The 26,284-nt window shown below is 66.7% G+C and carries 22 protein-coding genes and 1 pseudogene; 6 read left to right on the forward strand and 17 right to left on the reverse strand.

What is annotated here, in order from left to right:
• Positions 1 to 6: 6 nt before the first annotated feature.
• Complete coding sequence (locus WKW77_RS17100; protein WP_340358062.1) at positions 7 to 996, reverse strand: Bug family tripartite tricarboxylate transporter substrate binding protein; 990 nt, start codon at positions 994 to 996, stop codon at positions 7 to 9.
• A gap of 129 nt (positions 997 to 1,125) precedes the next feature.
• Between WKW77_RS17100 and WKW77_RS17105 the strand changes: the two genes are divergently transcribed.
• Positions 1,126 to 2,064 (forward strand): LysR family transcriptional regulator, encoded by a 939-nt coding sequence (locus WKW77_RS17105; RefSeq protein ID WP_340358063.1) that lies wholly within the window; start codon positions 1,126 to 1,128, stop codon positions 2,062 to 2,064.
• 27 nt (positions 2,065 to 2,091) lie between these two features.
• On the opposite strand, the gene WKW77_RS17110 is transcribed toward WKW77_RS17105, so the two are convergent.
• Positions 2,092 to 2,448 (reverse strand): hypothetical protein, encoded by a 357-nt coding sequence (locus WKW77_RS17110; protein ID WP_422823214.1) that lies wholly within the window; start codon positions 2,446 to 2,448, stop codon positions 2,092 to 2,094.
• 655 nt (positions 2,449 to 3,103) lie between these two features.
• On the opposite strand from WKW77_RS17110, the gene WKW77_RS17115 reads away from it, so the two are divergent.
• Together WKW77_RS17115 and WKW77_RS17120 are read left to right on the forward strand one after the other, a co-directional pair.
• Positions 3,104 to 4,072: a DUF6502 family protein gene (locus WKW77_RS17115; RefSeq protein WP_340358064.1), complete on the forward strand. Its 969-nt coding sequence runs from the start codon at positions 3,104 to 3,106 to the stop codon at positions 4,070 to 4,072.
• Entirely contained in the window at positions 4,069 to 5,727 is a 1,659-nt protein-coding gene (locus WKW77_RS17120; protein ID WP_340358065.1) for a DUF5666 domain-containing protein, read from the forward strand. Before WKW77_RS17115 ends, WKW77_RS17120 begins: the two co-directional genes overlap by 4 nt.
• 95 nt (positions 5,728 to 5,822) lie before the next feature.
• Here WKW77_RS17120 and WKW77_RS17125 read toward each other — a convergent pair whose 3' ends face one another.
• The 14 genes and pseudogenes from WKW77_RS17125 to dgoD all read right to left on the reverse strand — a co-directional run.
• A complete protein-coding gene (locus tag WKW77_RS17125; protein ID WP_340358066.1) occupies positions 5,823 to 6,155 on the reverse strand; it encodes a cupin domain-containing protein in 333 nt (110 codons plus the stop codon).
• A gap of 38 nt (positions 6,156 to 6,193) precedes the next feature.
• Entirely contained in the window at positions 6,194 to 7,000 is an 807-nt protein-coding gene (locus WKW77_RS17130) for a c-type cytochrome (protein WP_340358067.1), read from the reverse strand.
• Positions 7,000 to 8,622, reverse strand: coding sequence for a cbb3-type cytochrome c oxidase subunit I (locus WKW77_RS17135; protein ID WP_340358367.1), 1,623 nt, complete (start codon positions 8,620 to 8,622; stop codon positions 7,000 to 7,002). The genes WKW77_RS17130 and WKW77_RS17135 overlap by 1 nt, the downstream gene beginning before the upstream one ends.
• The gene (locus WKW77_RS17140; protein WP_340358068.1) at positions 8,609 to 9,175 is read right to left on the reverse strand and encodes a cupredoxin domain-containing protein; all 567 of its coding nucleotides are present in this window, start codon (positions 9,173 to 9,175) and stop codon (positions 8,609 to 8,611) included. The genes WKW77_RS17135 and WKW77_RS17140 overlap by 14 nt, the downstream gene beginning before the upstream one ends.
• 82 nt (positions 9,176 to 9,257) lie before the next feature.
• Positions 9,258 to 9,422 carry a hypothetical protein gene (locus WKW77_RS17145; protein ID WP_093165602.1) on the reverse strand — a complete coding sequence of 55 codons (165 nt, stop codon included), beginning with the start codon at positions 9,420 to 9,422 and terminating at the stop codon, positions 9,258 to 9,260.
• 11 nt (positions 9,423 to 9,433) lie between these two features.
• A complete protein-coding gene (locus tag WKW77_RS17150; RefSeq protein WP_340358069.1) occupies positions 9,434 to 10,726 on the reverse strand; it encodes a c-type cytochrome in 1,293 nt (430 codons plus the stop codon).
• Complete coding sequence (locus tag WKW77_RS17155) at positions 10,723 to 11,475, reverse strand: c-type cytochrome (protein WP_340358070.1); 753 nt, start codon at positions 11,473 to 11,475, stop codon at positions 10,723 to 10,725. Before WKW77_RS17155 ends, WKW77_RS17150 begins: the two co-directional genes overlap by 4 nt.
• Positions 11,476 to 11,585: 110 nt before the next feature.
• Positions 11,586 to 12,554 carry a tripartite tricarboxylate transporter substrate binding protein gene (locus tag WKW77_RS17160; RefSeq protein WP_340358071.1) on the reverse strand — a complete coding sequence of 323 codons (969 nt, stop codon included), beginning with the start codon at positions 12,552 to 12,554 and terminating at the stop codon, positions 11,586 to 11,588.
• 25 nt (positions 12,555 to 12,579) lie between these two features.
• Complete coding sequence (locus tag WKW77_RS17165) at positions 12,580 to 13,347, reverse strand: SDR family oxidoreductase (protein WP_340358072.1); 768 nt, start codon at positions 13,345 to 13,347, stop codon at positions 12,580 to 12,582.
• Positions 13,348 to 13,360: 13 nt separating this feature from the next.
• Positions 13,361 to 14,608, reverse strand: coding sequence for an enolase C-terminal domain-like protein (locus WKW77_RS17170; RefSeq protein WP_340358073.1), 1,248 nt, complete (start codon positions 14,606 to 14,608; stop codon positions 13,361 to 13,363).
• Between the two features lie 12 nt (positions 14,609 to 14,620).
• Positions 14,621 to 15,658 carry an L-idonate 5-dehydrogenase gene (locus tag WKW77_RS17175; RefSeq protein WP_340358074.1) on the reverse strand — a complete coding sequence of 346 codons (1,038 nt, stop codon included), beginning with the start codon at positions 15,656 to 15,658 and terminating at the stop codon, positions 14,621 to 14,623.
• A 14-nt stretch (positions 15,659 to 15,672) separates the two neighbouring features.
• Positions 15,673 to 16,656, reverse strand: coding sequence for a TRAP transporter substrate-binding protein (locus WKW77_RS17180; protein WP_340358075.1), 984 nt, complete (start codon positions 16,654 to 16,656; stop codon positions 15,673 to 15,675).
• A 41-nt stretch (positions 16,657 to 16,697) separates the two neighbouring features.
• Positions 16,698 to 18,611, reverse strand: a complete 1,914-nt coding sequence (locus WKW77_RS17185; protein WP_340358076.1) for a TRAP transporter large permease — start codon at positions 18,609 to 18,611, stop codon at positions 16,698 to 16,700.
• Between the two features lie 38 nt (positions 18,612 to 18,649).
• Positions 18,650 to 19,804, reverse strand: a pseudogene (dgoD, locus tag WKW77_RS17190) (galactonate dehydratase); the annotation flags it as partial.
• Positions 19,805 to 20,017: 213 nt separating this feature from the next.
• Here dgoD and WKW77_RS17195 point away from each other — a divergent pair.
• From WKW77_RS17195 to WKW77_RS17205, 3 genes are all read left to right on the forward strand, one after another.
• On the forward strand, positions 20,018 to 20,812 hold the full coding sequence (locus WKW77_RS17195) for a GntR family transcriptional regulator (RefSeq protein ID WP_340358077.1): 795 nt from the start codon (positions 20,018 to 20,020) through the stop codon (positions 20,810 to 20,812).
• A 309-nt stretch (positions 20,813 to 21,121) separates the two neighbouring features.
• The gene (locus tag WKW77_RS17200; protein ID WP_340358078.1) at positions 21,122 to 23,809 is read left to right on the forward strand and encodes a bifunctional acetate--CoA ligase family protein/GNAT family N-acetyltransferase; all 2,688 of its coding nucleotides are present in this window, start codon (positions 21,122 to 21,124) and stop codon (positions 23,807 to 23,809) included.
• Between the two features lie 56 nt (positions 23,810 to 23,865).
• Complete coding sequence (locus WKW77_RS17205) at positions 23,866 to 24,981, forward strand: ion channel (protein WP_340358079.1); 1,116 nt, start codon at positions 23,866 to 23,868, stop codon at positions 24,979 to 24,981.
• 33 nt (positions 24,982 to 25,014) lie between these two features.
• On the opposite strand, the gene pobA is transcribed toward WKW77_RS17205, so the two are convergent.
• The gene (pobA, locus tag WKW77_RS17210) at positions 25,015 to 26,187 is read right to left on the reverse strand and encodes a 4-hydroxybenzoate 3-monooxygenase (protein ID WP_340358080.1); all 1,173 of its coding nucleotides are present in this window, start codon (positions 26,185 to 26,187) and stop codon (positions 25,015 to 25,017) included.
• Positions 26,188 to 26,284 lie beyond the last annotated feature (97 nt).

Below are 26,284 nucleotides of genomic sequence, written 5' to 3' on the forward strand. Positions count from 1 at the left end.
GTCGGATCAGTTGGCTTTGAGATTGAGACTGCGCACCAGTTGGCCCCAGCGCTCGGTGTCGGCGCGCACCATCCGCGCGTACTGCGCCGACGTGCCGCCGAGAGCGGTCAAGCCTTCGGCTTCGAGCTGCTTGAGCACTGCCGGGTCCTTGAGTGCCACTTCGAGCGCGTCGTGCACCTTGTCGACGACGGGCTTGGGCGTTCCCTTCGGTGCGGAGAGGCCGACCCAGGAAGTCACCGTGAGCTGCTTGTAGCCGAGCTCCGCGAAGGTGGGCACGTCGGGTGCGCCGGGCACACGCGCGGCACTCGACGTGGCCAGCACTTTCAGCTTGCCGCTCTGGACCATCGGCGCCACCGACGTCGGCGGCACGACGATCACCGAGACCACGCCGGCCAGCACATCCTGCAGCGCCGGTGCAGCGCCCTTGTAGGGCACATGGGTGAGCTGGATCTGCGCCGCACGCTGGAGCTGCTCCATGACCAGGTGGCCGGTGCTGCCCGCACCCGAGCTCGCATAGTTGATCTTGCCCGGCTCGCGGCGCGCCTGCTGCACCAGGTCCTGCAGGCTCGAGATGCCCGCGTCGCTGCGCACCACCAGCCATTGCGCACCTTCGCCGATGACCCCGATGTGCTCGAAGTCCTTGACGATGTCGAAGGACAGGTTGTCATACATGCTCTGCGCGATGGTGTTGAGCATCCCCGTCATCGTGAGTGTGTAGCCGTCGGGCGGCGCGCTGGCGCCGACCTGCGTGCCGACCACATTGCCGGCACTCGGGCGGTTGTCGATCACCACCGGCTGCTTGAGCGCCTGCGCCATCCGCTGCGCGACCGGACGGATCGTGCGGTCGTAGGGGCCGCCGGCCGGTGCGGGGACCACGATCTTGATGGGGCGCGACGGCCAGTCCGCAGGCTGCGCGGAGACCGCACCACAGGCGAGTGCCTGAAAGACGAGCGCCGTGGCGGCCACGGCGCGAACGACGCGAATGAGGGGCTTCATGGTGTCTCCAACTGTTGAACGCCGCCGAAGCGGCTGCAGGTACGTGGCCCGCAGCACGCATCTTCGCCAGAGCAAGGTATCGGTGACAAATTAATAATCGGCCCAAGCCATTAGACTTCCCGAATCCTCATGCAAACGCCCTCCGCCCTGCTCAATCGCCTGCTGGCGCGCGGCAAGTTCCGGCACATCCAGGTGCTGCTGTTCCTGGCCGAACTGGGCAGCGTGCAGCGGACCGCGCAGGCGATCGGCATGACGCAGTCGTCGGTGACCCAGACGCTGGCCTATCTCGAAGCCCTGCTCGACATCCGCTTGTTCGACCGGCACGCCCGGGGCGTTCGTCCCACGGCGGCCTGCGCGGACCTGCTGCCTGTTGCGCGCCAGCTCCTGCTGGGCCTGGCCGACGGCGCGGCCGCGCTGGCCGCGCGCCAGAACCAGGGCGAGGGCTACGTGCGGCTGATCGCTTCGGCCTCCGCAGTGCACGGGCTGCTGCTCGATGCGCTGCCGCAATTCAGCGAGCGCCATCCGATGATCCAGGTGCGTCTGGACGAGGCGGAAGGCGAAGACCAGTTGCTGGCCATCGCGCGCGGCGAGGTCGACCTGGCCATTTGCCGCGAGCCCGCGGTCGTGCCCGAAGGATGGATGTTCGAACCCCTGCGCGCCGACCGCTTCGTGGTCGTGTGCAGGCCGGACCATCCGCTGGCACGCACGCGCGCGCCCAGCATGAAAGCGCTGGCCTCGCATCGCTGGCTGCTGCTGCCCGCGTCGCTGTCGGCGCGCAGACGCTTCGACGAGCTCGCGGAGCGCTTTCCCGCCATGCCGGCCACCTACCCGATCGTGACGCGGTCGGCGCCGATGCTGTGGCAGCTTCTACAGCAGCAGGACCTGCTCGCGCTGCTGCCGCTGAATCTCGTCAGGCCTTTGCTCGACGCTGGACGGCTCGTGCATCTGCGCGGGGGCGACGCGCATCCGCTTGCGCCCATCGGGGCGTTGCGGCCCGCCAGCGGGCTGGGAGCGGCCGCGGCGCGCCTCTATGAAGCGCTCCGAACCCGCGCAGCCGCAACGCATTGAGCAGAGGCGCTGCACAGCGCCCAGACATCAGTCCCGATCGTAGTCGCCGCGCTCGTGATGGCGATGACGCCATTCGCCGCGGCGGTAGTAGACAGGCGCGGGAGGCGCGTCGTAGTAGGCCGGACCTTCGTAGACCGGCGCAGGCGCGTAGTACGCGGGCGGCGCGCGGTAGTAGGCCGCGGGGGCGGGCCTGTAGTAGACGGGCGGCGGCGGTGCATACACCGGCTCTGGCGCCACATAGACCGGTGCAGGCTCGGAGACGACAACGCCGGGAACGCCCACGTTGACGGACCAGTTCACTTCCGCATTGGCGGCGGTCGCCATCAACGCAAGACAGGTCGAGACAACACCGGCGGCAGCACACTTGAGAAGAGAAAGGTTCACATTGACTCGCATGGTCTTAGAGGCAACCACGGCCTCTTTGCTTTTGAACGCGCGAGCAGGCGAGGCGGCGGACAACGGACGCCAGTCATTTACAAGTATGTCGATCGAGCCCCGATCAGCGGTGGCCCGGTGCATCGTCGGCGCCGTGACCCACGCCGTGCGGACCCACGGCATCGGCGTGGCCCGGTGCATCGTCCGCACCGTGTCCGATGCCATGGCCGGCACCCTCGCCCGCGCCGTGGCCGCTTCCGCCACTGCTTGCGGTTGCCGATCCGGAGGAACCGGATCCGCTCGATCCGCTGGAGCCGCTGGAGCCGCTGGAGCCGCTGGATCCGCTGGATCCGCTTGTACCGCCCGATCCACCTGAGCTCCCTCCTCCCCCGCTGCCGCTGCCGCTTCCACCACTGCCACTGCCACCTCCACTGCCACCTCCACCTCCACCTCCACCTCCACCGCCTCCGCCACCGCCGCCACCGCCACCGCCACCGCCGCCACCGCCACCACCACCACCACCTCCATGCGCCATCGCGGGACCTGCGATCACCCCCAAAGCCAACGCAAAGATGCTCGCAGTGGCCGTCCTTCTGAACTTGTCCATGTCGATCTCCTGTAAGTTGAAGACGTGGGAAATTTGCCCACGCCTGCGTCTCAGAATATGTGGGAATTTTCCCCACGTCAATATGTGTGTGACAATTTCCCACAAGAACCACCCAACCTCTCTTTCGTCCCTCGTGTCATGCCCAACGACGCCACCCCCTCCGATGCCAGTCCGCCTCGTGCTTTCGTCCGCGCACTGATTCATGCGCTGCGGCCCCTGGTGAAGCTCATGCTCTCGCGCGGCGTGACGTTCACCTATGCCAGCGAGCTCCTCAAGTCACTCTTCGTCGAAGTCGCCGACCGTGACTTCCGGATCGATGGCATGCCACCCACGGACAGCCGGGTGAGCCTCGTGTCCGGCGTGCATCGCAAAGAAGTCAGCCGGCTGCGCCAGGCGATGGAGTCCGGCGAAGAAACAGTGCCCGAAGTGGTTTCGCTCGGCGCGCAAGTGGTCGCGCAGTGGATGGGCGCGCGGCCGTACATCGATCGGTCCGGCACGCCCCTGCCGCTGACCCGTTTTGCAAGCGAGGGCGGCGAGTTGTCGTTCGAGGCGCTGGTGGCTCGCGTGAACCGGGACATTCGTCCGCGCGTCGTGCTGGACGAATGGCTGCGTCTGGGCGTCGTGCATATCGACGATGAAGGGCGCGTGCGCCTGAATGCCGGCGCGTTCGTGCCGACCAAGGGCTTCGATGAAATGAGCTTCTATCTTGGCCACAACCTCCACGACCATGCGGCGGCCGCGGCGCACAACCTCGCGGGCGGCCAGCCGCCTTTTCTCGAGCGCAGCGTGCACTACGACGGTCTGCGCGCCGACACGGTGGCGAAACTGGCAGAACAGGCCGCTGCGCTGGGGATGCAGGCACTGGTCGCGGTCAACAAGAGTGCGCTTGCATCGACGAAGCGCATCAACAGCGAAGACTCGCAACGCCAGCGAATGACCTTCGGGGTCTACTTCTACGCCGAGGATTCAGCCGCGCCCCCCGCCCGCGCGCCGGCATCGAGAAAGAAAGCAAAGGGGTCGAAATGACCAGCCGCCTCCGTCGTGCACTCGCTTGCGCCATGCTGCTCGCCACCACGGCGGCCTGGGCGCAGGGCCCCGACGTCTGCGAGACCGGCGCGTCACAGGTGAACCCGATCGGGCGGACTGCAGGTGCGTCGGGCGGCGACAACAGCGGCAGCGGCAGCGGCACGGGCACGGGCGGCATCGGCGGCACAGGCATCAGTGCGCGCGCCGGCGGCGAAGGCGCCACGGGCGGTATCGGAGGCACGGGCGTCACGGCGCAGGCAGGAGACCCGACGGGTGGCATCGGCGGCACCGGCATTGTCGGCGTGGTGACCGGTTTCGCCAGCATTTGCGTCAACGGCGTCGAGGTGCACTTCGACGCCCGCACGCCGGTCTCGGACAACGGCAGGCCGTCATCGGCCGGGGCCCTGGCCGTGGGCCAGATGGTGGTGGTACGGGCGACGCACACAAGCAACGACCTGCGTGCGCAAAGGATCGCCGTGCTCCACGCGCTCGTGGGGCCGATGGAAGCCATCGATGCCGTCGCCGGGACCGTGCGCGTGCTCGGCCAGACAGCGACCGTGCGGCCGGCCGGTGCGTTGAACGGCAAGCGGATCGGCGATTGGGTGCGCCTGAGCGGCCATCGGCAATCCGACGGCGTGCTCGTCGCGTCGCGCATCGAGGAGCTTGCGCCGACCTCCAGGGCGCAGATGGCGCAGATCATGGGGCGCGTGGAGGCCGTGACGGACGATGCAATGCAAGTCAGTGGGACGCGCGTGCAACTGAATCCCGGTGCGGCACCGCCCAATGTCGAACGCGGCGCCGAAGTGCTTGTGGCCGGCCGCTGGAATGGCGAGATGCTGCTGGCTCAGCGAGTGACGCCGGATCCGACGGCCGATCAGCTGGGCAGGGTGCGAGACGTCCTCATCGAAGGCTATGTGCAGGACGTGGCGGGCGGCTCGCTCAGCCTCGACAAGGGCGCCAGCCTGCAACTCGATCCGCAGGTGATCGTGAAGGGCGGCGGTTCGGCGTATCTCGCGGTGAATCAGTTCGTTCGCGTGACGGGGCGCATGGATGCGCAGCGGCGCGTTGTTGTCAACGAGGTCTTGATCGAGCCGGGAGGCCCTGGCGGTGGATCGGGAGGCGGTTCGAGCGCTTCCGGCTCGTCCTCCGGGCACGGATCGAGCGGATCGAGCGGATCGAGCGGGTCGAGCGGATCGAGCGGGTCGAGCGGATCGAGCGGATCGAGCGGATCGAGTGGATCGAGTGGATCGAGTGGATCGAGTGGATCGAGTGGATCGAGTGGGTCGAGTGGATCGAGTGGATCGAGCGGGTCGAGTGGATCGAGCGGGTCGAGTGGATCGAGTGGATCGAGTGGATCGAGCGGGTCGAGCGGGTCGAGCGGGTCGAGCGGGTCGAGTGGATCGAGCGGGTCGAGTGGGTCGAGCGGGTCGAGTGGATCGAGCGGGTCGAGCGGGTCGAGCGGGTCGAGTGGCTCGAGTGGCTCGAGTGGGTCGAGTGGGTCGAGCGGATCAGGCTCCTCCGGTGGCTCAAGTGGCGGCGGTGGTAGTGGCTCCGGCTCCGGATCTGGCGGCGGTGGCGGCGGCGGTGGCGGCGGCGGTGGCGGCGGCGGCGGCGGCGGCGGTGGCGGTGGTGGTGGCGGCGGCAGCGGCAAATAGACGAGCCGACCTACGCCCTGGCCCACGATGGCCCAAAGACAGGCCAGCAGTTCGCAAGCGACCGCGAGGCATCCGCCTCCTGGATCTGCGGCAGATCAGCCATCGTGCAGCACGATCGTCACGAGCGCCGACGCATCCGTTTCCGCGGAGACATCGTGCATCGCATCGCCCTCGAGAAAGAGGATCTGCCCCGCTTCGAGTCTTCGCGGACCGCTCCCGAGACCGACAACCATCGTCCCTTCGATGCATTGGATGGTGATCTCGCCCGGGACCTTGTGCGGCGGCAGCTTCCTGCCGGCGCGCAGTACCAGGCGCATGACCTCGATTTGCCGCGACTTGAAGAGTGCTGCCGTCTTCTGGTCGGCCAGCGCCGCGCCAAAAGGTCGGACATCGCGGGGCTCGCCCGGTGCGGCGTGTTCGAGTGCCATGCTGAACTCCTTCGGGGTCGCGTCCGCCTGCTGTTCGGTCACTCCGACGGCGTGCCGGCCTTGCGCGCGTAGAACACCGACACTTCCTCGATCTCCTGATCGGTCATCGTGCGGGCCACGTTGCGCATCTGCGCCTCGGAATCGTTGCCGCGCTCGCCCGACCGGAAGGCCTTGAGCTGCAGCGCGAGATAGCCCTTGGGCATGCCTTCCAGCCACGGGGCGCCGAACTTCTGGTCGATGCCGCCATGACACGAGACGCAGGGCGCGATGTTGCGCAGCGGCGCGCCGACCCGCACCAGCGCCGGCAGCGCCTCGTCGTAGGTCGTCGGCGCGGTTCGCGCCTTCGGCAGGGAGGCGTAGTAGGCCGCGAGGTCGGCGATGTCCGCGTCCGACAGGTTCGCCGCGAGCGCCACCATGATGGGACTGCTGCGCTTGCCGCCGCGATAGTCCATCAGCTGCTTGATGATCACCTCCGGGTACTGGCCGGCCAGGTTGGGCGCATCGGAGGTGCTCATCCCCTGCGCGCCGTGGCACATGGTGCAGTTCAGCGCCAGCGTGGCACCGCGGCCGATCGCCTGCCGCGAGCCCTCCTTGCCCATCGCGCGGTCGAGCACCACGTCCGTGGCGGTCGGCGCCTCGCGCGGTTTGGCGCCGAACGACCAGTCGCTGGGCACCCCTGCCGCCCGGCAGATGCTCGCCCACAGCCCCTTCGCGCTGAAGTCGCCGTGCACCGAAGGCAGCAGCACGAAGCCCACGAGAAATGCGCCCACGGTCAGCACGATCAGCCAGATGACGCTCTTGCGGAACCATGGATTGCTCCAGCCGGGCATGCCGTGTACTTTCATCACCGGCTCCCGATCGGTATGACCGGCACCGAGGCTTCCTTCAGCGAAGCCAGCTGCACGATCGGATAGCCATAGTTGACGATCGTGAGGCCGATCATCATCGCGACCCAGAGGCCGAAGCCGTTCAGCGCGACCGGCGTGTGCGCCACCGGGTGCGCGGTGCGGCTGAAGGTGAAGGGCGCCAGGGTGGTGCCTTCCTTCTTGCGCGCAGTGGCGAGCGTGTACACGAGCAGGATGCCGGACGCGAGCAGGATGAACCCGCCGATCGCCGAGACGGTGACGGTCCAGGCCTGCGGCTGCAGCTCGGGATGCGTGTAGTCGTAGTAGGCCATGCGGCGCGGCATGCCGAGCAAGCCGACCAGATGCCACGGCATCGACAGCACCATCATCCCGACGAACCACAGCCAGATCTGGGTCTTGACGAGCCCGCCCGACAGCGGCGCGCATCCGGTGAGCTGCGGCCACAGCTCGTAGGCGATCATGAAATACATCAGCACGATCGCGCCGGCGAAGATCAGGTGGAAGTGCCCCGTCACCCACTGCGTGTTGTGGACCGTCTCGTTGAGCTGGTAGCTCATGTTGATGATGCCGCCGGCGCCGCCGAAGCCGAGCATGATGAAGGAGAAGGTCACCGCAAGCATCATCGGGTTGTCCCACGGCAGCGCCTTGAGCCAGCCGAAGGTTCCCTGGCCGCCGCGCAGCCGGCCCGCGATCTCGACCGAGGCCACGATGGTGAACACCGTGAGCAGCGTGGGCACCGACACCATCGCGGTCATCACTGCGTGCACGAACTTGAATCCCGCGCCCACCTGCGGGTCCGCGAACAGATGGTGGATGCCGATCGGCATCGAGAACACGAGGAACAGCACGAACGCCACCCGCCCCATCGTGTCGCTGTACAGCCGCCCGCCGATGGCCCGCGGCACGATCGTGTAGAACGCGATGTACGACGGCATCAGCCAGAAGTACACGATGGCATGCAGCGTCCACGAGAAGAAGACGCGCGCAAGGCCGGCGTTGATCGTGTCCGTGAGCCCCAGCGACGCCGGCAGGATCAGCACGAGGACCTCGATCGCCGCGCCGAGCGAGGTCCACGCCCACAGGTAGGCACCGGCCACGTTGCCGAACATCGCCAGCGGAACGGGCTCGCCGGGGTGCTCCTTCTTCCATGCGCGCAGGTTGATGGACATGAGCGCGACCCAGATCCACGAGCCCACGACCACCAGCACCACGCCCAGGTAGTAGAACGGGCTCGCGAGCATCGGGGGGTAAAAGGTGTAGAGCACCGACGCCTTGCCCAGTGCCATCGTCACGGCCGCCACCGCGGTGCCGACCACGACGAGCCAGAAGCCGGCCCACGCCCAGCGCATGCCGATCAGCGGCTTCTTCAGCGCGAGCTCGGAGATGGCATAGCCGAAACCCATCGCGACCAGCGTGGGCAGCACGTAGGCCATGACGGTGCCGTGGCCCGTGACCGAACGGTAGTAGTGCTCGGGGTTGTTGATCCACGTCGACAAGGGACTGCGGACGTACATCTGCCACGCACCCAGCACCAGCGCCCCCAGAAAGGCGACGAAGGCCACCCAGAAGTGGGCCAGAACGAGTTTTCTAGCGTGCAACACAACTGAGCCTTTCACCCGGCCGCGCCTTGGCCATGAATTCGCCCTGCGGCAGCACCTGCACGCGGGCCCACATCGCCTCGTGCCCGGTGCCGCAGTACTCGTGGCATGGCATCAGTTGCTCGCCGGTGCGACCGAACGATGTGGTGAAGGTCGCCACGAAGCCCGGCACGACCATCGTGTTGGCGTTGGTGCGGCCGATGATGAATCCGTGAATGGCGTCGGTCGCCGTCGCGCGAAAGGTCACGGGCGTGTCGGCCGGGACCACGATGCACTGCGGCTCGAACGAATACTGCTGCGCGACGAGGCGGACCACCACCCGGCCGTCCGCTTCGACCGCTGTGCCGAGATTGCGCTCGACGAACTCGCCGCGCAGATGAAGCGTCTTCACGTCCACCGTCTCCACGCGCGACGGCGGCATCGAGGCCCAGTGCAGGCCGGTGACGATCATCATGAGCATCAGCACCGCGATGATGGCCCCGACGATCCAGGTCCAGCGTCGCTCGGCGGCGACGGCAATCGCCTCGGACTCGTGCGAAGGCAAGGTTGCGCTCATGGGTGCCCCCACGCTCGGCACTTCGTGTCCTCGCTGCCCCCCGAGGGGGCGCGAGCTTGCTTGGAGCGGTCCGTCGTTGCGCTCATTGCACCGCACCGCGCGGCAGGTACACCGCGAAATAGAAGATGAAGTAGATCGCCACGACGATGGCGGTGGCGATGCCCGCGACCGCGAAAGCGCCCATCGGCCCCCGGCGCACGATGTCGTCGACGCGGCGGTCTTCTTCTTGCTCGTCGATGCTTGACATGGATGGTTTCCTCACTCGGGCAGCAACTTGCGCAGTTCGCTGATCTGGGATGTGTCGACCGGCGTGCCGCTGTTCTCCCATGCCACGCGGATGTAGGTCACGACGGCCGCCACTTCCTCGTCGTCGAGGATGTGGCTGAAGGGCGGCATGCCGTGCGGACGCGGGTTCTTTCGCGTTCCGGGCGCGTAGCCGCCGTTGAGCACCATGCGGATCGAATTGACCGGCGAGGCCATCGTGATCGACTGGTTGCCCGCCAGTGGCGGAAAGGACGGCGGATGCCCCTTGCCCTCTTCGCCATGGCACACCGCACACTGCGTGCCGTAGATCTTGCGCCCCGTCTCCATCACCCCCGGGCTCACGAGCCGGGCCTGGCTCGTCGGCGGCGGCTCGGAGTCGCGCTGCGGCAAGGCCTTGAGGTAGACCGCCATTGCACGGACGTCCTCGTCGCTGAGGTACTGCAGGCTGTTGTAGACCACTTCCGCCATCGGGCCGTAGGTGGTGCCACGGTGCGAAACGCCGACCTGCAGCAGGTCCGCGATTTCCTGGATCTCCCAGTTGCCCAGCCCCGCTTCGCGGTTGGAGGTGAGCGACGGCGCGTACCAGTTCTGGTTGGGGATCATGCCGCCTTCGAAGGCCTTCGACTCGCTCGATCCGCCCAGCGCATTGATCGCGGTGTGGCACATCGCGCAGTGGCCGAGCCCTTGCACCAGGTACGCGCCGCGGTTCCATTCGGCGTTCTGCTTCGGGTCCGGAACGAATTCGCCTTCCTTGAAGTAGAGCGTCCGCCATCCGATCAGCAGGTCGCGGTTGTTGAACGGGAACTTGAGCTCGTGCGGCCGGTTCTGCTGGCGCACCGGCGACACCGACATCAGGTACGCAAAGATGGCGTCGCTGTCCGCACGGGTGACCTTGGTGTAGGAGGCGAAAGGCATCGCGGGATAGAGCAGCGTGCCGTCCTTGGAGACGCCCGTATGCATCATCCGGTAGAAGTCGTCCGGGGTCCATCGACCGATGCCGGTCTCGTCGTCGGGGGTGATGTTGGGCACGAACAGTGCGCCGAATGGCGTGGGCATGGCGCGGCCGCCCGCGAACGGCTTGCCGGTGGCCTCGGTGTGGCAGGCCACGCAGTCGCCGGCGCGCGCCAGGTATTCGCCGCGGGCGATGATCTCGCTGGTCGCATCCTTGGGGGCCGTGCTGGTCCGGCCGGGCTCGGGCAACGCGGCCGGGCGCAGCCACCACAGGACCGCGGCGCCCGCGAGCGCCAGCACGACGAGCGCGAGGAGGATCCTGAATACCAGCTTCATGACCGTCCCTGCTGGCTGCCGCAGGCCAGCGGCATGCGCACGAGGTTGGCAGGTTCCGGCGATGGATCCTTGGGTGCGCCCTGCTGGGACAGCCACGCGGCGACGGCGTTCATGTCCGAATCCGAGAGGCGCGTCGCCACGCGCTTCATGCAGTCGGGCTCGGCCGCATGGCGCTCGCCGACGCGCCAGCGCGTGAGCTGCGCGACCACATAGTTCGGCCGCAGTCCGACGAGGCCGGGGATTCCCGGCTCCATCCCCGTGAGCCCGACGCCGTGGCAGGCGACACATGCGGGGATGCCCTTGCCGGCGTCCCCGGCCGCCACGAGGGTCGCGCCCCGGCGCAACGTGTCCTGATCGGCCTTCATCGCTTCGGCCGGCGCGAACGGCGGCCGCTGGCTCGCGAAGTGCTGGGCGATCTCCTTCAGGTAGGCATCCGGCAGATACGCGACGAGGTAGTTCATCGGCGCGTAATGCCGCGTACCGTCACGAAAGGCCACGAGCTGGTTGTACAGATAGCCCGCGGGCTTGCCGGCAATGCGGGGGAAGTAGCCGTTCTCGGTGCCCTGGCCGCTTTGGCCGTGGCAGGTCACGCAGCCCTGGACGCGGGCCTCCATGGAATCGACTTCCTTGAACGATGGCGTGGCCCCCGTCTGCGCGAGCGCAGGAAGGCTGGCGCTGCCCCCTGCGACTGCGATTGCAGCCCCGATCGTTCGCCAGGCTGCCGAACGGCGGGTGACGCGAAACTTCATCGTGGCGCTCCTGTTCCTTGGTATGACCGAGAGCGGGCGGGGTGATCGTAGCGGCGGCCAACATGCTGCGCAAGAACTGCTTGCAGGGGGAGCGGCCGGGCGCGGGCTACTTACTTCTTGAGTTCGACACTCGCCAGCAGCGCCTTGAAGTACGCAGCCTGACCATTCATGAAGACCTGGAACTGGTCGCCCTCCATGTAGGCCGGCTGCAGGTTGGCCTTCACCAGTGCATCGTTGAACGCCGGGTCCTGGGCCGTCTTGCGTGCGGCGTCGCGCAGGTACTTCACGATTTCGGGCGGCGTGTTGAGCGGCACACCCAGGCCGCGCCAGGTGCCGATCACGAGATCGGTGCCCTTCTCCTTGAAAGTCACGACCTTGTCGTAGGGCGGCGGCAGCCGCTTGTCGGCCATGGCGACCAGCACGCGCACCTTGCCGCCGGCAACGTGAGGACCGATCTCCGCCGGGCTGACCGTGATCGCATCCACATGGCCACCGACAAGCGCCAGCACGCTCGGTGCCGCGCCCTGGAACGGGACGTGATTGAACTTGACGCCCGTCTTCTGCTCGACCGCGGCCGCGGCGAGATGCCATATCGTGCCGCTGCCCGCATTGCCCATCGACACGGCGCCTTCCTGCTTGCGCGCGGCGGCCAACAGGTCGTCGATGGTCTGGTAAGGCGAGTCGGCACGCACCGCGATCAAGCCCGGGTCGCCATTGAGACGCGCGATCGGGATGAAGTCGGCCGTCGTCACCTTGGTCATGTTCAGGTAGGGAATGATCGCAAGCTCGGAGATGAGCACCCCGATCTTGTAACCGTCCGGCGCCGCACGCTGCGCCTCCGTCATGCCGATGCCGCCGCCGGCGCCCGCCTTGTTGGTCACGATGAACGGCTGCGGAACGTACTTCTTGGCGCTGTCCGCGAACACGCGCGCCATCATGTCGGTTCCGCCGCCGGGGGAGGACGGCACGACGATTTCGATGGGATGCGTCGGATAATCGGCCGCATGGGATGCGAAAGGCGTGAGCAGCGCCGCCGCGATCGATGCCGCGGCCATGCCGAGAGTGCGGAAGTTCTTCATGTCTTGTCTCCTGGTGGTGGGAATGTCAGAGCACCGACGCCATGCCGCCATCGACATAGATGATCTGGCCGCTCACGTAGTTGGACGCATCCGATGCGAGGAAGATGGCCGTGCCGATGAGCTCGTCGGGCTTGCCCCAGCGCCCAGCCGGGGTACGGCCCTTGACCCAGGCATCGAAGCTCGGGTTGTCGATCAGCGCCTGGTTCATGTCGGTCAGCATGTAGCCGGGGCCGATGGCGTTGGCCTGGATGTTGTGCACGGCCCATTCGGCCGTCATCGCACGCGTCAGCATGCGGATGCCGCCCTTGGCCACGGTGTAGGGCGCGACGGTCGCACGCGCCAGTTCGCTCGTGAGCGAACCGATGTTGATGACCTTGCCGCGCCTGCGCGGGATCATGCGTCTGGCCGCTTCGCGGCCGACCACGAAGGCGCTGGTCAGGTTGGTCTCGATCACGCGCCGCCAGTCCTCGGTGGCGAGTTCGACCATGGGCTTGCGGTACTGGATCCCCGCGTTGTTGACCAGGATGTCGACCTCGATGCCCTGGGCGTCGAAGCGTTCGAAGGCAGAGACGACGGCCGCCTCGTCGCACACGTCGAAGGCATGAGCCTCGGCCTGGTAGCCGCGCTCGCGCAGCGTGCCGGCTGCTGCCTGCAGGCGCGATTCGTCGACGCCGTTGAGCAGCAGCCGCGCGCCGGCCGCGGCCATGCCCTCGGCGATGGAAAAGCCGAGCCCGCGCGACGAGCCGGTGACAAGTGCGGTCTTGCCCGCGAGACTGAAGAGCGATGTGGACATGTCGTCGTTCCGTTCAGGGGGTTTGCAGCGATCCGTCCACCAGGCGCGTCTGCGTCCAGGTGGTCACGGTCTTCTCGCAGGGGTACTTGCGCGCCTCGGCCTCGTCGATGTCGACGCCGAGGCCGGGCTTGTCATTTGCATACACGTAGCCTTCGCGGAACTCCGGCAAGCCCGGGAACACGTCGAGCAGCGCGCCGCGCGGCCCCTTCAGTTCCTGGATCACGAAGTTCGGCGGCTCGATGCCGGACCATTCCTGCACCCCGAAATTGCGCGCAGCGAGGTCGACGTGGATGTTGGCCGCATGGCCCAGCGGCGACATGTCGCCCGGCCCGTGCCATGCCGTGCGCACGCCGTACTGCTCTGCGAACAGTTGCAGCTTGCGCCCCGGCGTGATGCCGCCGATCTGGCTCAGATGCACACGGATGAAGTCGATGAGCTGTTCGGCGATGAGCGTCTTCCACTCGTAGGGGTTGGTGAACAGTTCGCCTTGCGCCAGCGGAATGCGCGTCTTCTCGCGCAACTGGCGCAGCCACTTGCCCTCCTCCAGCGGAATCGCGTCCTCGAGGAAGAACAGATCGAATTTCTCCATCTCGCAGGCGAAGCGGATCGCATCGACAGGGCTCAGCCGCTCGTGCACGTCATGGCACAGCTGGACGCCGAAGCCCACCTTGGCGCGGATGCCTTCGAAGAGCTCGAGCGTGTTGCGCATGTAGGCACGGCTGTCGAGATAGATACCGTCGGGCGCGCCGTGCGGTGCGGTCTTCGGCGCAGCGCCGTAGCCACCGCCGCCATAGCCGCCGCTCTGGCAGCGGATGTGCGTGATGCCCTGGGCCTGGTACTTCTGGATGTTGTCGCAGAGCTCCGCCAGGTCGCGCCCGTCGGCGTGGCGGTACACCGGTACGCCTTCGCGCACCTTGCCGCCAAAAAGCTGGTAGAGCGGCATGCCGGCCATCTTGCCCTTGATGTCCCACAGCGCCATGTCGACGCCGGAGATCGCGCTGTTCTCGATCGGTCCATGGCGCCAGTAGGCGTTCTGGTGCATCAGTTGCCACAGCTCCTCGATGGCGCCGACATCGCGGCCGACCAGGAGGGGCTTGAGGTATTCCTCGACGAGGCACTGCACGACGAGGTGGCGGTAGGCAAAGGTGGCGCAGCCCAGGCCATGCAGGCCGGGCTGGTTGGTCTCCACCTTGACGACCACGAGGTTGATGCCCTCGGGCGCGGTGAGGATGACCTTGACGTCGGTGATGAGAGTGGCCATGTCGTGATGCCTTCAATCGAAGTTCAGCAGAACCTTCATGGCCTGCGAGCGATCCGCCGCCAGCGCGAAGGCGCGGGCCGGGTCGCGGTAGGAAAGCGTGGCCGAGATCAGCGGCTTGACGTCCACCAGGCCCTTGTTGAGCAGCTCGACTGCCACGGCGAATTCCTGGTGAAAGCGGAACACGCCGCGCAGGTCGAACTCCTTGGCGACGATGGTGTTGATCGGCAGCGTCATCTCGCCACCACTCAGGCCAAGCTGCACGACGATGCCGCGCGGGCGCAGCACATCGAATGCGCTGCGCAGCGCGGCCGCATTGCCGCTGGCTTCCAGCAGCACGTCGAACTGGCCCTTGTCGCTCGCGAAGCGCGCGAGGCCGCTCGGCTCCTCGGCCACGTTGACGATCTCGTCGGCGCCCACCTTGAGCGCCTTGCCCAAGGGATGCGCGCTGACATCGGTGGCGACGATGTGCGCGGCACCCGCACGGCGCGCGGCGATGATGGCCAGCGCGCCGATCGGCCCGCAACCGGTCACCAGCACCTTCTTGCCCAGCAGGTCCCCTGCCCTTCGCACGCCATGCAGCGCGACGGAGAGCGGCTCGGCCATCGCACCCTCGGCATCGCTGAGGGAATCCGCGAGACGATGCGCCTGGTATTCCTCGATCACGATTTCCTGGCGGAACGCGCCCTGCACATGCGGGTTGCGCATCGCGCTGCCGTAGTAGCGCATCTCCAGGCAGTGGTTTTGCAGGCCTTCCTGGCAGAAGCGGCACAGGCCGCAGGGCCGGCTCGGGCTGATGGCCACGCGGTCTCCGGGCTTGTATGCCGTGACGCCGGGGCCGACCTCGTCGATCACCCCGGCCACCTCGTGGCCCAGCACCATCGGTTCGTTGATCCGGACGGTGCCGAACCCGCCGTGCTGGTAGTAGTGCAGGTCCGAGCCGCAGATGCCGCCGCAGCGCACGCGCACGCGCATCTGGCCGGCGCCGACTTCGGCCGTGGGATAGCTCTCGACGCGCAGGTCGCCGGGAGCGTGGATGACCAGGGCTTCCATGTTCTTCCTGATCTTCACTTGATGGCCAGCACGCGCTTGACCAGGTCCTTGCCCTTGTCGCTGCTGACCAGGTCGATCTGGTCGTATTTGATGGCGTTCTTGAACGAGGCGATGTCGGGCTGCACGACGGTCAGCTTGCTCTTGAGCTTCTCGCGCGCTTCCTTGTCGCGTGCGATGGTGAGCTGCAGGTCGTACTTCTCGGCTTCGGCCGCGGCGGCCACCAGCGCGTTCTGGTACTCGGGCGGCAGCTTCTTGAAGGCCTGGTCGGACATCGACAGCGTGGTCGGGCCCTCGAGGTGGTTGGTCACGTTCATGTACTTGGTGACTTCCTGCAGCGAGGCGGTCTGGATCGCCTCGGGCGTGTTCTCCACGCCCTTGGCGACGCCGGTCTGCAAGGCCGCATAGACCTCGCCCCATGCGAGCGGCGTGGGCACCGCGCCGAACTGCTTGAACGCGGCGACGTAGATCGGGGACTCCGGCACCCGCATCTTCAAACCCTTGAGATCGGCGGCCGACTTGATCTCCTTGTCGACAGTGAACATCTGGCGGAAGGCGAGCGGCAGGAAGGTCAGCACGCGGATGTTGGTCTTCTCGCGGATCATGGTGGCCACGTCCTTGGCGACGTCGCTGTTGAGCACGCGATCGACATGTTCGTAGTCGGTGTAGAGGTACGGCAGGACCAGCACGGCCGACTCGGGCACGAAGGACGGGTATTGCTCGACCGCCACGATGCCGATGTCCAGCAGGCCCGACTTCAGGCCCGCCGCGTTGTCCTTCTCGGCGCCAAGCGCGCCGGACGGGAACACCTTCACGGTCACGTTGCCGCCCGTCTTCTCCTTCACCAGTTCGGCGAACTTGAGCGCGACCAGCTGGAGCGTGTGGTCCGGCGCCATCTGGTGGCTGAGCTTGAAGGTGAATTTCTGGTCCGCGGCGACGGCGCTCCCGGACAGGAGCGCGGCAACGGCCACCGAGACGAGGGCGGAGGTCAGCTTTTTCATGGAGGTTCCTTGTGGACGAGGGAGAGGTAGGGGACGGCCGCTCAGGCCATGCCGAACAGACGTGGCAGGACGAGGCTGAACCAGGGCACGAAGGCCACCAGCAGCAGGCCGATGAACAGCAGGATCGCGTAGGGCACCATCGCACGCGAGGCCGCCTCGACCTTGGTGCCCGTGACCGAGCAGGAGATGTACATGCCCACGCCGATCAGTGGCGCGAAGCAGCCGATGCCCATGGCGATCAGCAGCACGATTCCATATTGGACCGGCGAGACGCCGAACTTGGGCGCCAGCGGCATCAGGATCGGCGCGAAGACGAGCAGCGCCGGCAGTCCTTCGAGCAGCGCACCCATCACGACCAGGATCAGCAGGCTGGCCAGCATGAAGAGCCAGCTCGTATGCCCGGCCATCTTGATCATGAGGTCCGCGATCTCGGCCGGGATGCCCGCGGCCGTCAGCGTGTAGGCGAAGGAACTCGCGGTGCTGGTGATGAACAGGATCATCCCGCCCTTCACGGCGGTGTCGGACACCGTGCTCCAGAACTTGCGCACCGTCAGCTCGCGGTACAGCACGACCGACAGCACCAGCCCGTAGATCACCGCCACCGACGAGATCTCGGTGGGCGTCGCCAGGCCCGTGACGATGCCCACCACCAGCAGCACCGGCACCAGCAGGGCCGGGGCGGCCAGCAGGGTGTTCCTGCGCACGACGGCCATCGGTGTCCTGATGCCGGGGTACTTGTTGCCGATGCGCGCCTTCACGTAGATCGCACCCATCAGGCACAACGCCAGCACCAGCGCCGGCAGCAGTCCCGCCATGAAGAGCGCGCCCATCGAGATGGTGGTGATCGAGCCGAGCACCAGCATCGGCAGACTCGGCGGGATGGTCTCGCCCATCACCGCGCCGGCGGACAGGATGGCCGCGAACTCCGGCTCGTCGTACCCGTTGTCGCGGATCATCTTCTTGAGCGAGGTGCCCACGGCGGCCACGTCAGCCGCCTTCGAGCCGGAGATGCCGGAGAAGATGTACATGCTGACCACGATGACCTGGAACAGTCCTCCACGCACACGGCCGACCACCGAGACGACGAAGTCCGACAGCCGGCTGCTCAGCCCACCCTCGGTCATCACGTAGCCCGCCATCATGAAGAACGGGATGGCCAGCAGCACGAAGTTCGAGACGCCCGCCTGCATCGTCGAGGGGATCGCGATCATCGATTCGCCACCCGAGAAGAAGGTGAACATGGTCGCGACCGTGGCAAGCACGAAACCCACCGGCAGCCCGAGCGCCATGAAGATCGCAAAGAAGGCGATCGTGAGCCAGGTGACGAAGGACGATTCCTCGAACGGCCCCCAGATGGCGTTCATGCCGATCAGCGCACCGAGGCCCACGGCAAACACGATGCCCGCGGCGATCACCGATGCCCTGGCCCGTTGCGAGAGTCGGTAGAGCGCGAAGAACGCCATCAGCACCATTCCGGCGGTCAGCGGCAGCACGAACCAGCGCATCGAGATTTCCATCACCGTCGAGAGTTCTTCGGAGCGGGAGCGCACGACCTCGACCGACACATACGCGATGTAGAGCGACCCGATGGCCACCATCCAGTCGATGAAGGAATCGAGTGTGGGACGCCATGCCTTGGGCAGCCGCTCGATCACCGCGTGCACCGCGATGTGCTCGTTGCGGTTGTAGGCGAGCGCTCCGCCGATGAAGGCGACGACGCCCAGCACCAGATGACCGAACTCGCTGGCCCAGAGAATGGTGAAGTCGAAGAAGGATCGCGTGAGTACGTTCGCGAACAGGATGATCAGCTCGCTGAGAACCGCCATCCCGACGAAGGCCTCCAGGCCCTTGTCGACCCGCTGCACGATGGCATGCTGGTTCTTCGCGGGAGGATGCGTATGCCCTTCGCCGAGCAAGTCTTCGGCCGGGATGCCGGCCTGGATGGGAATGCTCATGGTCGTTGTCTCCGTCAGTGTTGCGCGGCGGTCCCTGCTCACCATTCGGCAATGGCGCCGTCCGGGTGGCGCCAGATCGGGTTGTGCCAGTCGGGCGCGGTCTTGCTGCGCTCGACGACGAGTTCCTCGTTCACCACGACGCCCAGGCCCGGCTTCGCCGGCGGCAGCATGTGGCCGTCATGGAACTGGAAGTCTTCCTTGTTGAGCACGTAGTCGAGGAGTTCGGCGCCCTCGTTGTAGTGAATGCCCATGCTTTGTTCCTGCAGCACGGCATTGCGCGAGACGAAGTCGACATGCAGGCTGGAGGCGAGCGCGAGAGGACCGAGCGGACAGTGCGGCGCGAAGCCGATGTCATGCGCCTCGGCCATCGAGGCGATCTTGTGGCACTCGGTGATGCCCCCCGCATGCGACAGGTCGGGCTGCGCGATGGAGATACCGCCCGCCGCGAACACGCGCTTGAATTCGAAACGCGAGAACATGCGCTCGCCCGCCGCCAGGGGGATGGACGTCTTCGCGGCAAGACGCGGATAGTGCTCGGCCTGCTCCGCCAGCACGGGCTCCTCGATGAAGAGCGGACGAAACGGCTCCAGCTCCTTGATGAGCACCGAAGCCATCGGCGCCGCGACGCGGCCGTGGAAGTCGAGTCCGAACTCGATGCTGCTGCCGAAGGTCTCGCGGATCCCCGCAACCACCTTGACTGCGGCGTCCACCGTCTTGCTGCTGTCGACGAGGCCCATCTTCTCGCAGCCGTTGAGCTTGAAGGTGTCGAAGCCCGCCTCCTGCAGCTTTCGGATGCCGGCGACCACGTCCGTCGGGCGATCGCCGCCGACCCAGCTGTACATCTTCATGCGGTCGCGCACCAAGCCGCCCAGCAGCTGGTAGACCGGCACACCGAGCACCTTTCCCTTGATGTCCCACAGAGCCTGGTCGATGCCGGCGATGGCACTCATGAGGATCGGGCCGCCACGATAGAAGCCGCCGCGGTACATCGTCTGCCACAGGTCGTTGATGCGGGCCGGGTCTTGCCCAACGATGCAAGCGGACAGTTCATGCACTGCGGCTTCCACGCTGCGCGCCCGCCCTTCGATGACTGGCTCGCCCCAACCCGAGACGCCCTCGTCCGTATCGATCTTCAGGAACATCCACCGCGGCGCAAGCCTGTAGGTGGTGAGGCGGGTGACCTTCATCGGCGGATGTCTCTGGTTGTTGGAGGGCTGGTTTCAGACGCCGCCTTCACGGTCCAGCGCTGAACGTGGCGAAAGAATATCGTGATATTTCACGATATTCATAAGTGGATACCCTAGAGATCATCTCGCCCCACATGCGTCATCTCTTCCAATGAAAGGTGGACAATACGGGCCGAACTGGTTGGTATATCAGCGACGCACCGCACCCTGAAGGAACCCATGGCAAGCCGCTCCTCCCCCTCCCGGCCGAAGCTCGTCTCCATCGATGCAGGCGCGCCGGCCTCACCGCGCCGCGGCGACGCGAATCTCTCCCAGTTGGCCTATGAGCGCATCGAGGAACTGCTGGTGACCTGCCAGCTCGCGCCCGGCCGCTTCCTGGCCATGCACGAATTGCAGACCATGGTCGGCTACGGCCGCACGCCCGTGCACCAGGCCGTGAGCCGGCTGGCCGCCGACACGCTGGTGCAGATCACGCCTCGCCATGGCCTGCGCATCACGCCGATCGATCTCACCCGCGACCGCCTCTTGCTGCGGCTGCGCCGCGACATGGAGCGCTTCGTGATCCGGTTGGCCACCGAACGCTCCGGCGCCTCGGAGCGCAACCGCATGCAGCACATCAAGCGCCAGCTGATCGAGCACGGCGCCAGCATGACGGTGGAACAGTTCAACGTGATCGACCGGCACATCGACCAACTGTTCCTGGCGGCGGCGCAGGAGCCCTTCGTCGAGGGCACGCTGCGTCCGCTGCACACGATCTTCCGACGCATCGGCTGGATCTATCACAGGCAGACGGCCGGCCACACCGACCTGCACGACACGGTGCAAGGACACATCGCGGTCATCGACGCCGTGGCGGATGGCAAGGTCGATGACGCCATCGCCGCATCGGATCACCTCATGGATTTCGTCGACACCATGTTCGACGCCCTGGAGCGCGACGTGGCGCCCAGCCTGCTGGATTGCAGCCTGGACACCGATGAAAGCTACCTGGCGCTGTCACTGAAGCGCCCTTGAGTCCGGGACCCGCTACTGCTGGGATACCCCGAACCATCCGACCCGAGGCTCCTGACCCGCCTCCCCCCATCCGGCGGCCACCAGGATCAGGGTCGCGAGGAAGGTTGCGGCAATGAACATGAGCGTCTTCATTTCAGCGCACCATTCGAATTGCCGTGCCGACGGGGACTGGCAACTTCAGGGTGCCCTCCAGGGCAAGTCGTGGATCCTCCAATGTAGGCCGGACGCAATCAGACTGGCTTGCGCCAAATCAAACCGCCGGCGTGTGACATCCAGATACTCGACGCCGATGGGTGCAGACTAGATCCCATGGACAAGCACTACCTCGCACCGTTGCTCGCGCCGCGATCCATCGTGGTTTTCGCAAGCCCCGCCGGGAAAGCCGCGCCGGGCAGCGCGTCCCAGGCGCTGCGTGAGGCTCTGACCGCCACCCGGTTTGCCGGCACGCTGCATTTCCTCGACATCGAGACATCCGGCACGCTGGCCGATCTCGCACAGACCCGGGCCGATCTCGCGATCATCGCGCTGCCTGCCGCGGAGATCGAGGCCGCCCTCGAAGTCGCCGGCCGCATTCGCTGCCGCGCCGCACTGGTGGTTTCTTCCGGCGTCGGTGCGGACCAGGCCGCCTCGCTGCGCCGGATCGCGCGGCGCGACGGCATCCAGCTGCTCGGGCCCAATTCGGCGGGATTCCAGCGGCCATCACTGCAGCTCGACGCCAGCGTCGCCGGCCCCCTGGCCAAGCCGGGACCGCTGGCGCTGGCCGCCCAGTCCGGCGCCCTGACCGCCTCGATGCTCGACTGGGCGCGGCAGAACGAGGTCGGTTTCTCCAGCGTGGTTTCGCTCGGCCCGCACACCTGCGTCGACATCGCCCAGGTGCTCGATTTCTTCGCGGACGATGGCGCCAGCCAGAGCATCATCGTTCACCTCGAAGGCATTTCGAATGCGCGCCAGTTCATGAGCGCACTTCGCTCGGCTTCCCACGCCAAGCCGGTGATCGTGCTGAAGGCTGGCCGCAAGCCTGCCGGCAACGAGGCAGCGCACACGCACAGCGCGTCGATCGTGGGCAGCGACGAAGTGTTCGATGCCGCGCTCCGGCGGGCCGGCGCGGTCCGGGTGCGGTCCTTCGTCGAACTCTTCTCGGCGGCCAAGTGCCTCGCATCCCGTTACCGCCCGGTCGGCCGGCGCCTGGCGATCGTCTCCAACGGCGGCGGTCCGGGCGTGCTCGCGGCGGATTGGGTCAATGAAATCGGCCTGCAGCTGGGCAAGCTGTCGGCCGCTTCGCGGCTGCGGCTTCAGTCCAGGGTGCCTGCGAATGCTTCCCTCGCCGACGTGATCGATCTCTCCGAAGAGGCGCAGCCGGCGCATTTCCGCGCGGCCATCGATGCCACCCTGGAAGACCCGGAGATTGCCGGCGTTCTGGTCATCTTCTCGCCGAAAACCGGGTGCGAACCCGTGGCCATTGCACAGGCGGTGGCCGCGATCCCCCAGCCCATCAGCAAGCCTCTGCTGGCCTGCTGGATGGGCGACGCATCCGTGTCGGCCGGCAGGACGCTGCTGGCACAGGCCGGCATCCCGAGCTTCCGCACGCCCGAGGCAGCGGTCGGCGCATTCGGCAACATCGCGACCTTCTACCGCAACCAGCAGCTGCTGCAGCAGACGCCGCCGCCGCTGTCGCCCCTGGCCAAGCCCGACGTCGAAGGCGCGCGGCTGTTGATCGAGAGCGTGCTGTCGGAACGCCGCCAGGTCCTGACCGAGATGGAGTCCAAGGCGCTGCTGTCGTCGTTTCACATTCCGATCACCCGCACGCTGCTCGCGCGCAGCGCCAACGAGGCGATGATGATCGCGACCCAGTTGGGGTTCCCCGTCGCCCTCAAGATCGATTCGCCCGACATCGCCCACAAGTCGGATGTCGACGGCGTGGCACTCAACGTCATGAATGCGGCGGGTGCGCGCGACACCTATCTGAGCATCGTGGAACGGGTGTCGCAGCTGGACCCTCATGCGCGCATCAACGGTGTGACGGTTCAACCCATGGTGCGCGCCCGGCGCGGCCGCGAGGTTCATGTCGGCGTGGTGACGGACGATCCCTTCGGCCCCGTCATCGTGTTCGGCGCGGGCGGCACCATGATCGAGCTGGTGGACGACCGGGCCATGGAGCTGCCGCCCCTGAACCAGTTCCTGGCACGCAGCCTGATCGAGCGCTCCCGGGTGGCCGAGACGCTGGGCGAATGGCGAGGCGCCGATGCGGCCGACCTGGAAGCCCTCGAACAGGTGCTGCTGCGCGTGTCCGAAATGGTCTGCGAACTGCCGGAACTGCGCGAGATGGACATCAACCCCATCATCGCCGACGAGTCGGGCTGCGTCGCGGTGGATGCCCGGATCGTGATCGGCCGCACGCGCTCGCCCATCGGCGGGGCAGGAACCGACTACCAGCACCTGGCGATCCTGCCCTACCCGTCGCGCTACCGCCGGGAATGGCCGCTGCGCAACGGAACGAACTGCACGGTGCGGCCCGTGCATCCGGACGATGCCCAGATGCTTCAGGCCATGGTGCAGCAACTGTCGCCGGAGAGCCGCTGGTTCCGCTTCGTCTCCCGTTTCCAGGAGCTTCCGCCTGTAATGCTCTCGCGCTTCACCCTCATCGACTACGACCGGGAGATGGCGCTGGTCGCAGTGGTGCGGGAACGCATTGCGTCATCGGAGGGCGCCTCCGCCGACAGGGAGCGGATCGTTGCCGTTTCCCGATACTTCACCAACCCCGACCGTTCGACCTGCGAGTTCTCGCTGGTGGTGGCGGACGACTACAAGGGCCAAGGCCTCGGTTCACGTCTGCTCGAAAGCATCATCGAGGTGGCGCGGGACAAGGGATTGGCGGAGATCCAGGGCCTCGTCCTCTCGGAGAACGCCGAAATGCTCAAGCTCGTGCGTCGTCTGGGATTCACGATCAAGCCTTTCCCCGACGACCCCGAGTTCAGATTGGTCACCCACGCGTTGTGAGCCGCTCCCGATGTGCTCGATGAATCCCCGGCCCGCTCGGGCAGGATGATCCACCCATGTCCCTGCCTGCCTTCCTGCTCGGCGCCATCATGGTGCTGGTGACCCTGCTCGATGCCTTCGAGGTCGTTCTGCTGCCCCGTCCGGTGCGCCGGCGGGTGCGCCTGAATCGCTACTTCTTCAAGTGCACCTGGGACGTCTGGACCCGCTGCGCCCGCCTCTGGCCTGCCGGCCGGCGGCGCGAGGATTTCCTCGGGGTCTACGGGCCGCTCTCGATGGTGATGCTGTTCGGCCTGTGGGCCGCATCGCTGATCATCGGATTCGGGCTGATGCAATGGGCCTTGCACGGGCTCGTGTCCGGCCGCGCCACCGGGATCGAAGCGCTGGTCGGCGACATCATCATCAGCGGCGACGCTTTCTTCACCCTCGGCTACGGCGACAACGTGCCAGGCCACTGGGCGGCACGACTGCTGGTGATCCTCGAAGCCGGCACCGGCTTCGCCTTCATCGCACTGACCATCGGCTATCTGCCGGTGCTCTATCAGCACTTCACCCGCCGCGACCTCCAGCTCATCGAGTTTTCCGCACGGGCCGGCTCGCCACCCACCGCCGCCTCACTGCTCCTCTGGCACGTCCATGGCGGTCCCGAAGAACTGGAACGCTGGCTGAGGGATTGGGAGATCTGGGCCAGCGACCTGATCGAAAGCAATGCCGTCTATCCGATGCTGGCGTTCTACCGGTCGCAGCACGAGGGCCATTCGTGGCTGGGATCGCTGGCCGTGGTGATGGATGTCTGCACGCTGCTGATCGCCGGGGCCGACGACGCGCGGCGCCAGCAGGCCACCGCCACATTCACGGCCTTGAGGCGCGTTCTGGACGAAGCCAGCGAGTCGCTGCGCGTGGCGCCGCTGCGGGAGGTGTCGGCACGCGGGCTCGACCTCGCTTCGCTGGAACTGCTCACGCCCACGATCCGGCGCATCCTGCCCGGATGGCATGACGACTCCCTCGCATCGAGCGCCATCTGGCAATTGCGAGGAACCTACGAGCCACGGCTCGAGGGCCTCGCCGCCTACCTGCTTCTGGAGCTGCCGGACTGGATCGACCCCGAAGCCCCGACGGAGCGGTTCGGCCGGGATGTCATCGTCCGGCAGCTGACGCAGGGGCGCCAGGACTGACGCCGCTTCGCCCCTCGGGGTGTACCTGGCCCGTCAGAACGGCAAACCGACATAGTTCTCGGCGAGCACTCCCTTGGCCCGATCGGAGGACAGCAGGTAATCCAGTTCGGTCTGCTGCAGCTCGTTGTCGTAGCCGCTGTTCTGCGGAAAGGTATGGAGCATCGTGGTCATCCACCAGGAAAACCGCTGCGCCTTCCACACGCGGGCGAGCGCCTTGGCCGAATAGTTGTCCAGTCCGGCGGAGTTGCCCTGGAGATAGTGGTCCACCATGGCGTGGTAGAGGTAGTAGATGTCGGACGCGGCCGTGTTCAGGCCGCGAGCGCCCGTGGGCGGCACGATGTGCGCCGCATCGCCGGCCAGGAAGAGGCGTCCCCAGCGCATCGGTTCCGCGACGAAGGAACGCAACGGTGCGATCGACTTCTCGATCGAGGGCCCGGTGATGAGGTGCCCGGCCACCTCGGCCGGCAGCCGGCGCTTGAGTTCGGCCCAGAAAAGGTCGTCCGACCAATCCTCGACCGCATCCGTGAGCGGCACCTGGATGTAATAGCGGCTGAGCACCTGGGAGCGCATCGAGCACAGGGCGAAGCCGCGCTCATGCTTGGCGTAGATCAGTTCCGGCGAAACCGGCTTGGTACGCGAGAGGACGCCCAGCCAGCCGAAGGGATACACCTTCTCGTACTCGCGAAGCACATCGGCGGGAATCGACTTGCGGCTGACGCCGTGGTAGCCGTCGGCGCCGATCACGAAGTCGCAATCCACGCGCAGGAGCTCATCGCCCTTGCGATAGCTGACCCAGGGCGCATCGGTGTCGAGATCGTTCGGCTTCACGTCCTGCGCGTCATGCACCACCTGGCCTTTCGCGCGATCTCGCGCCTCGTACAGGTCGCGCGTCAACTCGGTCTGGCCGTAGACCATCACCGAGTGCCCGCCGGAATACTTGTGCAGGTCGATCCGATCCAGCCGGCCGTCGTGCGCAATGTGAAAGCCGTGGTGGATTTCCCCCTCGCGATCCATGCGCTCACCGCACCGGGCCTCCCGCATCAACTCGGCGAATCCATGTTCGAGGACGCCCGCCCGGATCCGGGCGAGCACGTACTCGCGACTGTGCTTCTCCAGCACGATGTTCGAGATGCCCTTGAGATCCAGCAACTGGGAGAGCAGCAGACCGGAGGGACCGCCGCCAATGATGCAAACCTGAGTCTTCATGTGATGTCTCCTACATGCGGTTGAATGCGCCGGGATCGGCAGCACGGTCGCTACGTTAGGGCCGACGGGCTTTGCAAGGAATGGCTGGATCGAGCCA

Source organism: Variovorax ureilyticus, assembly GCF_037889935.1.
Taxonomy (GTDB): Bacteria; Pseudomonadota; Gammaproteobacteria; order Burkholderiales; family Burkholderiaceae_C; genus Variovorax; species Variovorax ureilyticus.

What these genes read in the sequence shown, in the direction of transcription:
- WKW77_RS17100 (WP_340358062.1), bottom strand. Translation starts at nt 996, where the DNA reads ATGAAGCCCCTCATTCGCGTCGTTCGCGCCGTGGCCGCCACGGCGCTC.
- WKW77_RS17105 (WP_340358063.1), top strand. Translation starts at nt 1,126, where the DNA reads ATGCAAACGCCCTCCGCCCTGCTCAATCGCCTGCTGGCGCGCGGCAAG.
- WKW77_RS17115 (WP_340358064.1), top strand. Translation starts at nt 3,104, where the DNA reads ATGTGGGAATTTTCCCCACGTCAATATGTGTGTGACAATTTCCCACAA.
- WKW77_RS17120 (WP_340358065.1), top strand. Translation starts at nt 4,069, where the DNA reads ATGACCAGCCGCCTCCGTCGTGCACTCGCTTGCGCCATGCTGCTCGCC.
- WKW77_RS17125 (WP_340358066.1), bottom strand. Translation starts at nt 6,155, where the DNA reads ATGGCACTCGAACACGCCGCACCGGGCGAGCCCCGCGATGTCCGACCT.
- WKW77_RS17130 (WP_340358067.1), bottom strand. Translation starts at nt 7,000, where the DNA reads ATGAAAGTACACGGCATGCCCGGCTGGAGCAATCCATGGTTCCGCAAG.
- WKW77_RS17140 (WP_340358068.1), bottom strand. Translation starts at nt 9,175, where the DNA reads ATGAGCGCAACCTTGCCTTCGCACGAGTCCGAGGCGATTGCCGTCGCC.
- WKW77_RS17145 (WP_093165602.1), bottom strand. Translation starts at nt 9,422, where the DNA reads ATGTCAAGCATCGACGAGCAAGAAGAAGACCGCCGCGTCGACGACATC.
- WKW77_RS17150 (WP_340358069.1), bottom strand. Translation starts at nt 10,726, where the DNA reads ATGAAGCTGGTATTCAGGATCCTCCTCGCGCTCGTCGTGCTGGCGCTC.
- WKW77_RS17155 (WP_340358070.1), bottom strand. Translation starts at nt 11,475, where the DNA reads ATGAAGTTTCGCGTCACCCGCCGTTCGGCAGCCTGGCGAACGATCGGG.
- WKW77_RS17160 (WP_340358071.1), bottom strand. Translation starts at nt 12,554, where the DNA reads ATGAAGAACTTCCGCACTCTCGGCATGGCCGCGGCATCGATCGCGGCG.
- WKW77_RS17165 (WP_340358072.1), bottom strand. Translation starts at nt 13,347, where the DNA reads ATGTCCACATCGCTCTTCAGTCTCGCGGGCAAGACCGCACTTGTCACC.
- WKW77_RS17170 (WP_340358073.1), bottom strand. Translation starts at nt 14,608, where the DNA reads ATGGCCACTCTCATCACCGACGTCAAGGTCATCCTCACCGCGCCCGAG.
- WKW77_RS17175 (WP_340358074.1), bottom strand. Translation starts at nt 15,658, where the DNA reads ATGGAAGCCCTGGTCATCCACGCTCCCGGCGACCTGCGCGTCGAGAGC.
- WKW77_RS17180 (WP_340358075.1), bottom strand. Translation starts at nt 16,656, where the DNA reads ATGAAAAAGCTGACCTCCGCCCTCGTCTCGGTGGCCGTTGCCGCGCTC.
- WKW77_RS17185 (WP_340358076.1), bottom strand. Translation starts at nt 18,611, where the DNA reads ATGAGCATTCCCATCCAGGCCGGCATCCCGGCCGAAGACTTGCTCGGC.
- WKW77_RS17195 (WP_340358077.1), top strand. Translation starts at nt 20,018, where the DNA reads ATGGCAAGCCGCTCCTCCCCCTCCCGGCCGAAGCTCGTCTCCATCGAT.
- WKW77_RS17200 (WP_340358078.1), top strand. Translation starts at nt 21,122, where the DNA reads ATGGACAAGCACTACCTCGCACCGTTGCTCGCGCCGCGATCCATCGTG.
- WKW77_RS17205 (WP_340358079.1), top strand. Translation starts at nt 23,866, where the DNA reads ATGTCCCTGCCTGCCTTCCTGCTCGGCGCCATCATGGTGCTGGTGACC.
- pobA (WP_340358080.1), bottom strand. Translation starts at nt 26,187, where the DNA reads ATGAAGACTCAGGTTTGCATCATTGGCGGCGGTCCCTCCGGTCTGCTG.